The following is a 14188-nucleotide window of genomic DNA, read 5'->3' as shown; positions in this document are numbered from 1 at the left end:
TCCTTGCGGGTGCGCGCGCAGTAGACGATTTCGACGGGCTTGCCGATGGCGATGAGCCGCTGCAGCATGCACCAGATGGGCGTCACGCCGATGCCGCCGGCCACGAGCACCGAGCGTTCGGCGCCCTCTTCCAGCTTGAAGTTGTTGCGCGGTGCAGAGATGGGCAGCGTCATGCCCACGCGCAGTTGCTGGTGCACGTAGCGCGAGCCGCCGCGGCTCTTGCGGTCGTTGAGCACGCCCACCACGTAGCGCTGGCGGTCGCTCGAAGGGTTGCACAGCGAGTAGCTGCGCACCAGCCCGTTGGGCAGGTGCAGGTCGATGTGGGAGCCGGCCTCGAAGGCGGGAAAGTCCACCGCCGGCGTGGCCGGCCGGAACTCGACGCTGACGATGCCGTCGGCCTCGTAGCGCATGGTGTGCACGAGGGCGTTCAGCGTAGGGGAAGACATGGCGATGCTCGCTTGCTTGCAGTTCAGGCCGTGGCGGCCTCGGCTTCGGCCAGCTGCGCTTGCGCGAGGTTGCGCATGTGGCGGCGCAGGCGGACGATGCCCAGGTCGTGTTGGTACAGGTTCTCGTGCTGGTTGGCGTCGGCTTCCATCTCTTCGAGCATCACGCGGTCTTGTTCCAGCACGTGCCAGTGGCGCGCCTCGAGGCGGTTCTTGTAGAGGAAGCGCCAGGTGTCGCGCTCCCAGCCCGGCGCCAGCTTGCGTGCGCGCCAGAAGAAGGTGGCGGTCATGCCGTTGGCCATCGGCGAGAAGGCGCCGATGATGATGAAGTTGCCGCCGGGGCCGCCGGTCTTCGGGTACGGAATTTCCAGGCGCATCCAGTGGATGCCGGTGTCGGCCCACTCGGTCCAGTCGAAGTTGACGTTGCGCTGGCCTTCCTTCTCGAACACGAAGCCGATGTCGGTCGGGCGGACGCCGAACTTGGCGCTCGAGTCGCCCTCGGCCATCGAGTGCGACTGCTTGTGCAGGTACGTGCCGTGCATCGGGTCCATCACGTTGTCCAGCACGTAGCGGTAGTCGCCCTTCCACTCCGTGTAGCAAAGGAAGTTGGCGTACTCGGCCTCGTCGGTGAGCTGCTCGGGCAGCACCAGCGGCGGCGGCACGTCGACCGGCTCCTTCGAGTTGTAGAGAAACACGGCGCCCGCGCGCTCCTGCACGTGGAAGTGGCGCGTCGCGCGGGAGCCTTCGAGCTTGCAGCCCGGGCTGCCGGGCACGCGCGTGACCACGCCGTCGTGGCGCACTTCAACGCCGTGGTACGGGCACGAGAGCCGGTCGCCCAGGATCACGCCTTGCGACAGCGGTGCACCGCGGTGCGGGCAGCGGTCTTCCAGCGCGTGCAGCACGCCTTCGCCGTCGCGCCACAGCGCAATCTTGCGGCCGAGGCGGCGCAGGGAGATCGGGTTCTCCTTGATGAAGTGCGAGGGGCAGATCGGGTACCAGAGGTCTTTCAGGCCGATCTCGAGCAGGTGGTCGACCGGATCGACAGGGGCCGGTGCGACGGGATGGATGGCGATGGTCATGGTGGTTCTCCTCAGCCGGCCAGCGTGGCCATTTCCTTGCGGTACAGCGCCTCGGTCCATGCGAGGCCGCCCGGCGTGGCCAGGCCGCTGTCGTTCAGGCGCTGCACGAGGCCCGGCAGGTCATGGATGCCGTCGCCATAGGCGCGTTCGATCACGTCGCCCAGCAGGTCTTCGTAGGTGGTCGCGGGGCGCTGGCGCGCCTGGTGCGGTTGGAGAAAGCGGTCTTGTTGCATCGTGAGCCTCCGTAGGGCGAGGAGAAAAATTTCAGGCAGTAGCGGCGACAGCGCCTTGCGCCGGCACGCCCAGCGGCACGGCCCAGGCGTCGTAGGCGTACACCCAGTCGGCGTTGCCGCCTTCGCGCAGCCAGTTGTTGCCGCGCGAGCCCAGCTGCACCTGGCTGGCGCGTTCGATGCGCGCGGTCTGGTAGGCCTGCAGCGCGGCGGGAATGTCGGCCATGGCCACGCCGTCGAGGTGGCGCGACAGCACCACGGCGTCTTCGATCGCCATGCCGGCGCCCTGCGCCATGAAGGGCAGCATCGGGTGCGCGGCATCGCCCAGCAGCGCCAGGCGGCCCTGCGCCCAGGCGGGCATCGGGTCGCGCTCGTACAGCGCGGTCTTCAGCACGGTGTCGCAGGCGTCGAGCAGTGCGCGCGCCTCGGGGTGGTAGGCCACGTACTGCTCGCGCAGCTCGTCGACGCTGCCCGGCGCGGTCCACGACTCGAGGTGCCAGGTGTCCTGCGGCGTGGTCGCGAAGATGAAGATGTCCTTGCCGCGGTTCAGCGGGAACGTGACGATCTGGCTCTGCGGGTTCGGACCCCACCACTTGGTGAAGGCGCCCAGGTTGGGCACGCCGGCCACGCGCTCGGCGGGCACCACGGCGCGGTAGGCGACGATGCCCGTGAAGCGCGGGCTCTCGGCGCCGAACATCGCGGTGCGCACGCCCGAGTGGATGCCATCGGCACCAAGGAGCACGCCCACGCGGGCGCTGGTGCCGTCGCTGAACGACAGGGTCACGCCGTTGTCGTCGGCCGCGATGGTCTCGGCGCGCTTGCTGAGTGCCACGCGATCGGCGGGGAACATGTCGGCCAGCGCGGCCAGCAGGTCGGCGCGGTGGATGGTGAGCTGCGGCGCGCCGTAGCGCTGTTCGGCCGAGTCGGCCATTTCGAGGCGCGAGGTTTCTTCGCCGCTGTCGTAGGTGCGGCTGATGCGGTGCGACGGGCGCGCTGCCGTCACGCGGGCGGCTTCGCCCACGCCCAGGCCGTCGAGTGCGCGCACGGCGTTCGGCGTGAGGTTGATGTCGGCGCCGACGCGGGCGAACTGCCTGGCCTGCTCGAACACGACCACGTCGTGCCCGGCGCGGCGCAGTGCGATGGCGGCGACCAGGCCGCCGATGCCGGCACCGACGATGCCGATGGTGGATTCATTGGTGTTCATGCTGTCTCTGCTTGTTCTTGTGCGCGGCTCACTCGGCCACGATGTTGCGGGCTTTGATGATCCGGGCCCAGACGGCCGTCTCATCGCGGATGTGGGTGGCGAACTCGGCGGGCTTCATGGCCGCGTCGGTCATGCCTTGTGCCTTCAGGCGCTCGCGCACGTCGGGCTGCGCCAGCATCTCGGCCGCGTCTTTCGCGAGCTGCTCGACCACGGCGGGCGGCGTGCCCTTGGGAGCCAGCAGGCCGTACCACGAGGTCACGGCGACGCCCTGGATGCCCTGCTCCGCCAGCGTGGGAATGTCGGGTGCGGCGGGGCTGCGCTTGGCTTCGGTCACGCCCAGTGCGATGAGCTTGCCGTTCTTGATGAAGGGCATGGTCGCGGGCAGGTTGCTGAACATCAGCGGCACCGAGCCGCCGAGCACGTCGTTGAGCGCGGGCGCCGTGCCCTTGTAGGGCACGTGCAGCAGGTCGATGCCGGCCTGCTGCTTGAACAGCTCGCCCGCCAGGTGCAGGCCGCTGCCCACGCCGGGCGAGGCATACGACAGCGTGTTGGGCTTGGCCTTGGCCATGGCCACCAGTTCTTTCGCGCTCTTGATGCCCGAGGCCGGTGCGGCCACCAGCACGTTGGGCGCCTTGGCGAGCATGGTGACGGGCACGAAGTCTTTTTCGATGTTGAACGGGAAGTTCGGCATCAGCGTCGGGTTGATCGTGAGGTTGCCGGCCGGCACCACGAGCAGCGTGTGGCCGTCGCCCTTCGCGCGCTTGACCTTGTCGATGCCGATGTTGCCGGCCGCGCCCACGAGGTTCTCGACCACGGCCGCCTGGCCGTAGCGCTTGGCCAGGCCGTCGGACAGCACGCGGGCCAGCGTGTCGACGGGGCCGCCGGGCGGGAACGGCGAGACGATGGTGAAGCGGTCGCTCGACAGCTGCTTGTGCACGTCGCTCTGTGCGTGCGCGGGCAAGGCGATGGCCAGCGCGGCGGCCGCCATCAGGGAGAAAGAAAAACGTCGTTGCATGAGGTTCACCGGGTTCACTTCTTTTCGGTCAGGAAAGCACCTTTCGGGCCTTCCGCGTTCTTCTGGCGGCGCGTGTGGCCGTCGAGGCCGCCATCGACCGCCCATTCGGCGAACACGGTCGGGCCGGGCTCGAACTCGCGCGGCTGCCAGTCGGCGGTGAGCTGGTCTTCGTCGGCGTAGTACTCGATGAGGCCGCCGGCCGGGTTCTTGAAGTACCAGAAGTACGCGGACGACACCGGGTGACGGCCCGGGCCCAGTTGCGTGTCCCAGCCGCAGCGCGAGAAATGCAGGCCGCCGCCGAACACCTCGTGGATGTCGCGCACGGTAAAAGCCACGTGGTTGAGCCCGCGCTTGCCCGAAGGAATCTGCAGCAGGAACAGGTCGTGGTGGCCGCCCTCGGGCGCGCAGCGCATGAAGGCGCCGCGGTTCGGATAGCCGTCGGACGAGACGAAGCCGAAGCGCTGCGCGTAGAACGCGCTCGTGCCCTTCACGTCGCTCACGAAGAACACGACGTGGCCGACCTCGATCGGCGTGGCGCGTTCGTAAATGGGTGCGGGCTGGTTCACGCGCGGCTTGGCGTTCCAGGTGTTCATGGCGCCGCAATCGACCTCGACCGCGCGCTTGCGGCTGACCTGCAGGCGCACGGCCAGGCCGTTGGGGTCGGTGCAGCCGATGCGGCGCGCGCCGCCGATCGTGGTGTCGACGAAGGCCGGGTCTTGTGCGATGGCGGCGGCGTAGCGGTCCAGGTCGGCGTCGCTTTCCACGCCCCACACCACTTCACGCAGCGTCGGGCCCTCTTCCATCGCGGGCGGCAGGCCGGGCTTGTCCCACGCCACAACGACCACCTTGCAGCCGTTGAGGCACTCGAAGACGAGTTCGTCGGCGGCTTCGGATGTCAGTGAAAGGCCCCAGTCCTGGAAGAACTGGCGGCAGGCAGGCAGGTCGTCCGCGCCGTAGGTGATCTGGTCGATGCCAAGTACGCTCATCGTGTGTTCCTCTTCAGTTCGCCCACGGGAGCGGTTGTTCGTTCGTGCCCCAGTACATGCTCTTCTGCTCCATGTACTGGAAGATGCCTTCGCGGCCCTTCTCGCGGCCCAGGCCGCTGTCGCGCCAGCCACCGAACGGCGTCGAGACCGAGAACTGCTTGTAGGTGTTGACCCAGACCGTGCCGGCCTGCACCGCGCGGCCCAGCTTCCAGGCGCGCTTGAAGTCGCGGCTCCACACGCCGGCGGCCAGCGCGTAGATGCTGTCGTTGGCCTGCGCGATCAGTTCTTCCTCGTTGTCGAAGGGCATCGCGACCAGCACCGGGCCGAAGATTTCTTCCTGGCTGATGCGGGCGTTGTTGGTCAGGCCTTCGAGGATGGTCGGCTGGTAGAAGTAGCCCTTGTCGTAGTCCGCGCCGTGCGGGCGCACGCCGCCCGTGCGGATGCGGCCGCCTTCGGACACGCCCAGGTCCACATAGCGCTCGATGCCTTCGCGGTGCTTGGCCGTGATGAGCGGCCCCATCTGCGTGCGCTCCGAGGCCGGGTCGCCCACGCGCAATGCATTGGCGCCTTCGGCCAGCCGCGTGAGGAACTCGTCGTAGATGCTCCGGGCCACGAACAGGCGCGAGCCCGCGATGCACGACTCGCCCGACGAACTGAAGATGCCGTACAGCACGCCGTTCACCGCATGGTCGAGGTCGGCATCGTCGAGCACCATGGTCGGCGACTTGCCGCCGAGCTCGAGCGACACCGGCATCATCTTGTCGGCCGCGATGTGGGCGATGTGCTTGCCGGTGGTGGTGCCGCCGGTGAACGACACGCGCTTGACCAGCGGGTGCTTGGTGATCGCGTCACCAATCACCGAGCCCTTGCCCGGCAGCACGCTCACGATGCCCTTGGGCACGCCGGCCAGCTCGCAGATGCGCGCCAGCTCCAGCGCCATGAGCGGCGTGACTTCGGCGGGCTTCACGACCACCGCGTTGCCGGCGGCCAGCGCGGGCGCCAGCTTCTGGGCTTCGCTTGCGATGGGCGAGTTCCACGGCGTGATGGCCGCGACCACGCCCATGGGCTCGTGCACGCTCATCGTGACGAAGGCACCGCGCGAGGGGGTGATGGTTTCTTCGAGCGTCTCGAGCGCGGCGGCGAAGAACTGGAAGGTGGCCGCGGCGCTGGCCACCAGGTTGCGCGTTTCGCTGATCGGCTTGCCGTTGTCCAGGCGCTGCTTCTGCGCGAGCGACTCGCCCTCTTCGCGAATCAGCTGTGCCACGCGGTGCAGCACGGCGGCGCGCTCGTGCGGCAGGCGTTGCGCCCAGCCACTGCTGCGAAAGGCGTGGTCGGCGCGCGTGATGGCTTCTTCGACGTCAGCCAGGCTCGCGGCCTTCAGGCGCGCAATGGGCTCGCCGGTGGCCGGGTACAGGCTTTCGTAGACGTCGCCGCCGCCCAGGCGCCATTCGCCGGCGATGCAGATCGGAAGGAGTTCGGTGGAGATCATGGGGTGACTCGGAAGGTCAGTCAGATGGCCAGGGGCGCGACGCGGTTGCGCAGCGCGCGCACGGCGCTGTACACGGTCAGGGCCGAGGTCTTGGGGTTGGCCGCGAGCGGCTTGTTGCGCATGGTCAGCGCGAAGCTGCCGAAGGCGCCTTCGGCTTCGACGGTGTGCACGTTCTCGGTGGTGGCCGGGTCGGCAATGAGGCGCACCAGCGTCTGGTCGAGGCCCAGGCCCGCGAACGACACGGTGGCCGCCACGTTGGCGTTCTTCGGATAGAGCAAGGCCGCTTCGCGCGCGCTGCCTTCGAAGATGACGGTTTCGTGGGTCAACGTGTCGAGGTTGCGGCCCTGCTCGGCCGGCGTGCCCTTCCAGGCCTGCGGCGGCTTGCGGCCCGTGTAGCGCACGCTGCTCAAGCCGCCGATGCGGGCCGCGGCAAGCGCGTCGATGCCGCCGATGGCGCCGGGAATCAGTTGCACCTGCGTATGGCCGGCGATGGCGGCGGCTTCGAGCTTCTCGGCGAAGCCCGTGGCCGACAGCGCACCGACCGACGCGACCACGCAGGGCGTGCCGCGTGCCAGCGCGGGCAATACGTGCTGCTCGATGGCGGCATGGCCGGCGGTCTCGACCACGAGGTCGATGCCGCTCGCGGGCACGGCGCTGCCCACTTGCACGTCGGGCGCGACCTTCTGCGCGGCGGCAACGCCTTCGGCCGGCACGACGATCGCCACCACCTTCAGGGCGGGATCGCCGCGCAGCAGTTCGAGCACCGAGGTGCCGATGGCTCCGCAGCCGACGAGTGCAATGCGCGTGATGGCAGTGGTCATGCGTGGGGCTCCGCGTTCGCTCACTGGGCCGCGCCGAGCGCGGGAATCTGCGTGACCGTGTTGGTCGGCGGGCCGGCGAAGGTGGTCTTGAAACCGCCGATCGACAGCATGTCGATCTCCAGCAGGAACGGGCCGTCGGCGGCGAGCGCCTTGTCCAGATGCGCCGGCAGGTCGGCCAGGTCCTTCACGCGGGCATGCGGCAGCGCGATCGACTGGCACAGCAGGTCGTAGTCGGGCGTGTGCAGCTCGGCGTAGCACTGGCGGCCGCCGTACTGCGCGTCCTGGATGTTCTTGATGACGCCGTAGCTCTTGTCGTTCATGAGCACGATGACCATGGGCGCCTTCTCCTGCACCATGCAGGCCAGCTCGCCCAGGTTCAGGATGAAGCCGCCGTCGCCGGCCAGGCAGAAGGTCTTGCGGCCCGAGCCCGTCACCGCCGCGCCGATGGCCGCGCCGATCGCCATGGGCATGCCCTGGCCGATGCCGCCGCCCGTGGCGTGCACGCCGGCGCCGGGTTCGAACACGCGCAGCTCGCGGTTGCCCCAGGTGCTGTTCGACACCGTGACGTCGCGCACCCAGTTGAACTGGCGGCCGGCCACCGACTGCAGCTGGCGCACGAGCTCGGCGTACGGGCCGAGGCCATCGCGCAGCGTGGCCACAGCCTGGTCGTGCGCGGCGCGCAGGTCGACCAGCAGCTGCGGGTCGGCCTTGTACTTGGCGGCTTCGAGGCGATCGGCGAGGCCGTCGAGAGCCAGTGCGGAATCGCCGCAGACAAAAGCTTCGGACGCATAGCAACGGCCTTCGGCAGCGGCATCGGCGTCGATGCGGTACAGCGTGCGCGGCAGCTTCAGTTCGTACTTGAGCGTCTCGTTGCCGCGCAGGCGCGAACCGACCACGAGCATCGCATCGCAGGTCTGATAGAAGGCCTCGACGGGCTTCTGGATGTTGTAGGCGCCGAGCGAACCGGCGTCGTCCTCGGGCACCGTGCCGCGGCCCTGCGTGGTCGTGACCACGCCGAAGCCCAGCTTCTGCAGGCGCTGGATGGCCGAACGGGCGTGGCGGGCACCGCCGCCGACCCACAGCATCGGACGCTGGGCGGTGGCCAGGCGTGCGGCCAGTGCATCGAGGCCGGCGGCCGAAGGCACGGGGCGCTCGATGGGCAGCGGCGACAGGTCGGGCGGCATGGTCGTGAGTGCCGACTGGATGTCGATCGGAATCTCCACGCTGACCGGGCCGGTCGGCGCCGTCATCGCGAGTTGCACCGCGCGCTTGAGCGTGCCGAGCACCGTCTCGACGCTGCGCACGCGCAGTGCGGCCTTCGACACGGCCTTGAGCATGGTGAGCTGGTCGGGCGCTTCGTGGATGTACGACATGCCCTTGTCCAGGTACGGCGTCTCGATCTGGCCCGTGATGTGCAACAGCGGCGCGCCGGCGGTCAGCGCCTCGACCATGCTGCCCGCGATGTTGCCCGCGGCCGGGCCGGTGCTGGTGATGCACACGCCCAGGCTGGCGGTGGAACGCGCATAGGCGTCGGCCATGTTGCCCGCGCCGGCCTCGCCGCGCGCCGAGATGAAGCGCACCGTGCCGCGCTGCGCGAAGGCATCGAGGATCGGCATGTTGTGGATCGAGATGACGCCGAAGGCTGCCTTGACGCCGCACTGCTCGAGAAAGGCAGCGACGACGGCGCCGACCGTGACTTGGTTCGTTTTCATTTCAGATAGCCCTGGAACTTAATTAGATGGAGCACTCGCAGATATCAGCGCGGCCGAGGCGGGAAACACCGCGGAACCGGCTTTGCCGGGCCGCTGGTGTTGTCCCCTTGAGGGGGTGCAGAAGCCACACGAAGTGGGCAAGGCTGGGGGTGGGCTCACGCATGGCGGGAATGGCCTCCGGAAATATCGATGTGGCTGCCGGTCGTGTACGACGCGAGCGGTGAAGCAAGGAAAAGGATCGCGCGCGCGGCTTCGGTCGGAAGCCCCAGACGACCCAGCGGGATGTGTTTGGTGGTGGCGAGCTGGCGGCTCCAGGCGGCCCAGTCCTGCGACTTGTCTTCGCGCGCTTCGAAGCGGCGGCGCCACTGGCCCGACTCGACCAGGCCGATGAGGATGCCGTTGACGCGCACGCCCTGCGGCGCGAACTCGGTGGCCATGGAGCGCACGAGGTTCAAGAGGCCGGCACGCGCGGCCGAGGTGGCGACCATGTGCGGCTCGGGCTGGCGCGCCAGCAGCGAGTTGGCGCAGACGATGGCGGCATCGCCGAGCACGGCGCGTTGTGCGCCGAGCTGCGGCAGGAAGGCGCGCGTGGGGTGGATGACCGAGAAGAACTTCAGATGCAGCTCTTCCATCCAGGCCGCATCGTCGGTGTCTGCGAACGTGGACACACGCCCCTGCCCTGCATTGTTGACCAGCATCGACGCCGGGCCGAGCGCGGCCTCGCTGGCGGCGGCGAAGGCGCGCACCGAGGCGGCGTCGCGCACGTCGCAGGTCTGTGCGAACAGCTTCGCGTCGGGGTACTGGGCGCGCAGGCCAGCCACGGCGGCATCGAGCCGTTCGGCGTTGCGGCCACACAGGGCCACGGAAGCGCCGCAGCCGAGCAGCAGCTCGACCGTGGCCAAGCCGATGCCCGACGACCCGCCCGTGACCACGGCCACGCGGCCGGCCAGTGCGTCGGCGGCGAAGAAGGAAGAGGAAGGGGCGAAGGTCGTCATGATCGAAAAAAGCGTGTCAGGCGCTGCGCAGCGGAACCACCTTGGCGGTGCGTGCAGGCGAGTAATTGAGCAGGCCCGAGATCTCGTCGGCCGTGCCGCGCACGCGCAGCACCATCTCGTCCATGCGGTTCTCGTCGATGTGGCCCGAGGTGATGGTGGCGCCCAGCGCCGCCACGATGTGGCCGCTGTGGTCGCGCACCGGTGCGGCGATGGTCGAGATGTTCGATTCGAAGAAGCCCTCGCCCAGCACATAGCCGCGCTGGCGGTCGGCCTGCACCATGTCGAACAGCTCGTTCACGGTCTTGGGCGTGCTCGGCGAGAAGGTCTCGAGCTTGTCTTCGGGGTACAGCGCGCGCAGCTGCGGCAGCGTGAGGTCTTCCAGCAGGATGCGGCCCAGCACCGTGGCGTGGGCCGGCAGGCGCGTGCCCACCGTGACCGAGCTGGCGAACGGCGTGGCCGGCGCCACCTTGGCAACGTAGACGATCGAACGGCCGTCGCGCACCACGAGGTTGCAGGGCGTGCGCAGTTCGTCGCACAGGCGGTTGAGCAACGGCGTGCCCAGTTGCGTGAGTTCCAGCGAGGCCAGGTATTCGAAGCCCAGGCGCAGCACGGCCAGGCCCAGGCGATAGTCGCGTCCGCCCTCGGCGCGCTCGAGGAACCCCATGTTCTCCAGCGTGGTGAGCAGGCGGAAGACGGTCGAGCGCGGCAGGTCGAAGCGGCGCGCCAGCTCAGGCGCGGAGAGCGTGCGGCTCTCGCGGCTGAACTCGCACAGCACGCGCAGGCCGCGCTCCAGCGCGGGCACGTTGTAGCGGTCTGCGCCCTCTTCCATCACTTCGTTGTCGGTGGCCATCTGGGAATTCCTCTCGGTTCTCTTGTTCGTGTCGGGTCAGCCGGCGAGCGATTCGCGCAGCAAGGCGGCGACGGCCTGCGGTTGTTCCACATAGCCGGCGTGACCCGCATCGTCCACCAATTCAAGGGGCACGCCGCAGCGGCGCGCGACTTCTTCACAGGCGGCCGGCGGCGTGACGACGTCGAGCGCACCGCAGGCCACGCGCACGGGCATCGGCGGCGGCAGGTCGGCCAGCAGGTCGGCGTTGCACAGCAGTTCGACGGCCTGGCGGTAGCCGTGGTCGTTCAGGCGCGCCATGGTCCAGCGCACCCACTGGCGGGCGTGCTCGGAGGCACCGTCGGACACGAGCCGGCCCGCGCGTTGGGCGGCCATGCCGGCGATGCCGAGGTCGTCGAGCGTGGCGAGGCGTTCGGCGCGCACCTTGGCGCGGGCGTCGATGCGGTCGGGGGCGCCATAGCCGATGGCGGGGCTCACGAGCACGAGGCGGCGGATGCGCTCACTGGTGCTCGACTCGCTGCGCGCAGCCGATGCGGCGGTGATGGCGCCCAGCGAATGGCCGACGAGCACGCAGGAGCGGATCGAGAGCGCGTCGAGCATTTCTTCAAGGCGCGCGGCGTAGTCGGCAGCGGTCGGCGCGGCCGAGGCCAGCGGCGTCGAGCGGCCATAGCCTGGTGCGTCCCACGCGATGAGGCAGGCCTGCGGCGCCAGCAGCGCCGCGGTGTCGAGCCACGAGGCCGCGCCCGAGCCGATGCCGTGCAGGCACACGATCACCGGGCCCTGTCCGCATTCGCGCACCGACACCACCGCGCCGTTGCCGACCGCGACGTCGCGGGCCGGAAAGCGTGCGTCGAGCCGCGCCAGCTCGGAAGCCGGCAGGGTCTGCGCGGGGATGTCGATGGTGCCCATGGCCTGCTCGCTCACTCGTTCGCTCAGCGCTTGATCTTGGCCAGCGGATGGTCGGCCGGGTACGTCGGCTTGATCGGCTTCTGTGCGCCGAGCATCACGCACATCAGCGCGTCTTCGTCGCCGATGTTGATCTCTTCGCGGTACACGCCGGGCGGCACCGAGATCAGGTCGCGGTCGGTCATGATGGTTTCGAAGCGCTCGCCATCTTTCTCGATGACGACCTTGAGCTTGCCGCGGATGAGGAAGAACACTTCTTCCACGTCGGTGTGCAGGTGCGGCGGGCCTTCGTGGCCGGCGGGAATCACCATGGTCGAGAAGGTGAAGTTCTCCGAAGGCACGGTGTTGGTGTCGGCCGCGACACCGGTGCCGCCGGTGCCCACGTAGCGCATCTGCGCGCGGCGGAACTTGGGGTCGAAGTCGGCCTGGAACTTCAGCGCATCCCAGTCGTACGTGCGGGTTTCGTAGCGCGCGATGCGGGTGTTCATCCACTCGGCCAGGCTGCTGCCTTCGGGCTGCACCAGGGTGCTGCCGACATCGGCAGCGGCGGTGTTGCTGTTGATCTTTTGCTGTTCGGACAAATCGCTCATGGGTGTACTCCTTGGTCGGGAAAATTTGTTCAGTGATTCGCTCAGTGCATCGCGAAGCCGCCGTTGACGGCAAGCAGCTGGCCGGTGACGAAGCGCGCCAGGCCGGACAGCAGGAACACGGTGGCGCCGCAGACGTCGGCCGCCTGCTGCTCGCGCGGGATGGCGCGGCCTTCGAGGTACTTCTGGTGGCGCGCCATCGGCACGTACTCGGTGGCCTCGACCAGCGTGAGGCCGGGCGCCACGGCATTCACCGTGATGTTGTCGCCACCCCATTCACGCGCCAGCGAGCGCGTCATGGAAATGACGGCGCCCTTGCTCGATGCATAGGCCAGCAGGTTGGGCGCGCCCCACAGCGCCGTGTCCGACGCGAGGTTGACGATGGCGCCACGGCCGCTGGCCGCCAGCGCGGGGCGGCAGGCACGGCCCATGAGCCAGCTGCCGCGCACGTTGACGTTCATCACGCGGTCCCACATGTCGATCTCGAGCTGGTGCGCGTCGCGCCCGCCCGAGTTGGTGATGGCGGCGTTGTTGACGAGGCCGTCCAGGCCACCGAGCAGGCGCACCGCCTCGGCGGCGCCTGCCTCGATGGAGGCCGGGTTCGACAGGTCGATCGCCAGCGCATGCGCCGTGCGGCCGGCATCGCGCAGCGCCTGGGCTTCGGCCTCGGCCAGCTCGCCGAGGATGTCGGCCAGCACCACGCTCGCGCCCGCCGCGGCCACGCACTGCGCGAACGCCAGGCCCAGGCCGCGCGCACCGCCGGTCACGAGCACGCGGCGGCCGGCCAGCAGGTTGGCGGGCATCTCGGCCAGCAGCGACTGCAGGCTGGAGGGATCGGCGATGGCTTTGAGGTCGGTCATGGCGGGCGTCACGTCGGGTTGGGTGAGGTTCAGTCGGCCTGGATGCCGAGTTCCTTGATGACCTTGCCGAAGCGCGCGAAGTCGGCGGCGTTGGTCTTGGCGAGCACGTCGGCGTCGCCGCCCACGGGCGTGGTGCCCAGCACGGCCATGCGCGACACGATGTCGGGCATCTTCAGGATCTCGTTGAAGTGGCCGTTGAGCGTCTTCACGACTTCAGGCGGCAGGTTGCGCGGGCCCCACAGGCCGTTCCAGGCGGTCAGCTCGACGTCCTTGTAGCCCAGCTCGGCGAAGGTCGGCACCTTGGGGGCGAGCGGCGAGCGTTCTTTCGAGGCCACGGCCAGCGGAACCATCTTGCCGTTGGGCATGTAGGGCGCCACCGGGCCGAGCGTGATGAAGGTCACCGGCACGTGGCCGCCGAGCACGTCGTTGACGGCGGGCGCCACGCCCTTGTACGGCACGTGCGCCAGGCTGGTGCCCGAGGCGCGGGCGAACATCTCGCCGAGGATGTGCATCGGCGAACCGCTGCCCGGGCTGGCGTAGCTCAGCGACTTGCCGCCCTTGGCTGCAGCCACCGCGTCCTTCAGGCCGGTGTAGCCCTTGGCGCCGCTGGCCACGAGGAACAGCGGAAGGCTGCCGGTCTGCACGATCGGCGTGAAGCCGTTGAGCACGTCATAGCCGGAGGCGCTGCCGGTCTTGAGCACCAGCTGCGCGATCGAGAAGGTGCTGGGCGCGAGCAGCAGCGTGTAGCCGTCGGGCGCGGCCTTCGACACGAAGGCGCTGCCGATGATGCCGCTGGCGCCGGGGCGGTTGTCGACCACCACGGGCTGGCCGACGCGGGCCGAGAGCTTCTCGGCGTACAGGCGCGCCAGGGCGTCGGTGTCGCCACCCGCCGGATAGGCAACGACCAGCGTGATCGGCTTGCTGGGGTAGGTGTCTGCCCAGGCGAATCCGGAAGCGCAAGCGGCGGCCAGGGAGATGGCAGCGGCGATGGCGAGGCGGCGAGTGTGTGTCATC

At 69.2% G+C, this 14188-nt stretch carries 15 protein-coding genes; all 15 read right to left on the bottom strand.

Annotated features, from left to right (window positions below):
* On the bottom strand, window positions 1–446 hold a 446-nt coding region (locus AAG801_RS15825; RefSeq protein WP_341889221.1), incomplete at its 3' end, for a ferredoxin reductase.
* Between the two features lie 23 nt (window positions 447–469).
* Window positions 470–1522: an aromatic ring-hydroxylating dioxygenase subunit alpha gene (locus AAG801_RS15820; RefSeq protein WP_341889220.1), complete on the bottom strand. Its 1053-nt coding sequence runs from the start codon at window positions 1520–1522 to the stop codon at window positions 470–472.
* 11 nt (window positions 1523–1533) lie between these two features.
* Window positions 1534–1755, bottom strand: a complete 222-nt coding sequence (locus tag AAG801_RS15815) for a recombinase-like helix-turn-helix domain-containing protein (protein ID WP_341889219.1) — start codon at window positions 1753–1755, stop codon at window positions 1534–1536.
* 31 nt (window positions 1756–1786) lie between these two features.
* The gene (locus AAG801_RS15810; protein ID WP_341889218.1) at window positions 1787–2956 is read right to left on the bottom strand and encodes an FAD-dependent monooxygenase; all 1170 of its coding nucleotides are present in this window, start codon (window positions 2954–2956) and stop codon (window positions 1787–1789) included.
* Window positions 2957–2984: 28 nt separating this feature from the next.
* Complete coding sequence (locus AAG801_RS15805; RefSeq protein WP_101493081.1) at window positions 2985–3971, bottom strand: tripartite tricarboxylate transporter substrate binding protein; 987 nt, start codon at window positions 3969–3971, stop codon at window positions 2985–2987.
* Window positions 3972–3985: 14 nt separating this feature from the next.
* Complete coding sequence (locus AAG801_RS15800; protein ID WP_341889217.1) at window positions 3986–4957, bottom strand: VOC family protein; 972 nt, start codon at window positions 4955–4957, stop codon at window positions 3986–3988.
* A gap of 13 nt (window positions 4958–4970) precedes the next feature.
* Window positions 4971–6446 (bottom strand): aldehyde dehydrogenase, encoded by a 1476-nt coding sequence (locus AAG801_RS15795; protein WP_341889216.1) that lies wholly within the window; start codon window positions 6444–6446, stop codon window positions 4971–4973.
* Between the two features lie 20 nt (window positions 6447–6466).
* Entirely contained in the window at window positions 6467–7267 is an 801-nt protein-coding gene (locus AAG801_RS15790) for an aspartate dehydrogenase (protein WP_341889215.1), read from the bottom strand.
* A gap of 20 nt (window positions 7268–7287) precedes the next feature.
* Window positions 7288–8979, bottom strand: a complete 1692-nt coding sequence (locus tag AAG801_RS15785; protein WP_341889214.1) for a thiamine pyrophosphate-binding protein — start codon at window positions 8977–8979, stop codon at window positions 7288–7290.
* Window positions 8980–9134: 155 nt separating this feature from the next.
* Entirely contained in the window at window positions 9135–9974 is an 840-nt protein-coding gene (locus AAG801_RS15780) for an SDR family oxidoreductase (RefSeq protein ID WP_341889213.1), read from the bottom strand.
* Window positions 9975–9990: 16 nt separating this feature from the next.
* Window positions 9991–10824, bottom strand: a complete 834-nt coding sequence (locus AAG801_RS15775; RefSeq protein WP_192196396.1) for an IclR family transcriptional regulator — start codon at window positions 10822–10824, stop codon at window positions 9991–9993.
* 36 nt (window positions 10825–10860) lie between these two features.
* A complete protein-coding gene (locus AAG801_RS15770) occupies window positions 10861–11730 on the bottom strand; it encodes an alpha/beta hydrolase (protein ID WP_341889224.1) in 870 nt (289 codons plus the stop codon).
* 23 nt (window positions 11731–11753) lie between these two features.
* Window positions 11754–12317 carry a cupin domain-containing protein gene (locus tag AAG801_RS15765; RefSeq protein WP_341889212.1) on the bottom strand — a complete coding sequence of 188 codons (564 nt, stop codon included), beginning with the start codon at window positions 12315–12317 and terminating at the stop codon, window positions 11754–11756.
* A gap of 41 nt (window positions 12318–12358) precedes the next feature.
* A complete protein-coding gene (locus tag AAG801_RS15760; protein WP_341889223.1) occupies window positions 12359–13117 on the bottom strand; it encodes an SDR family oxidoreductase in 759 nt (252 codons plus the stop codon).
* A gap of 86 nt (window positions 13118–13203) precedes the next feature.
* Window positions 13204–14187 carry a tripartite tricarboxylate transporter substrate binding protein gene (locus tag AAG801_RS15755; protein WP_341889211.1) on the bottom strand — a complete coding sequence of 328 codons (984 nt, stop codon included), beginning with the start codon at window positions 14185–14187 and terminating at the stop codon, window positions 13204–13206.
* Window position 14188 lies beyond the last annotated feature (1 nt).

The organism is Variovorax sp. YR752 (genome assembly GCF_943372545.1).
This window is presented reverse-complemented; position numbering and strand designations above follow the sequence as displayed.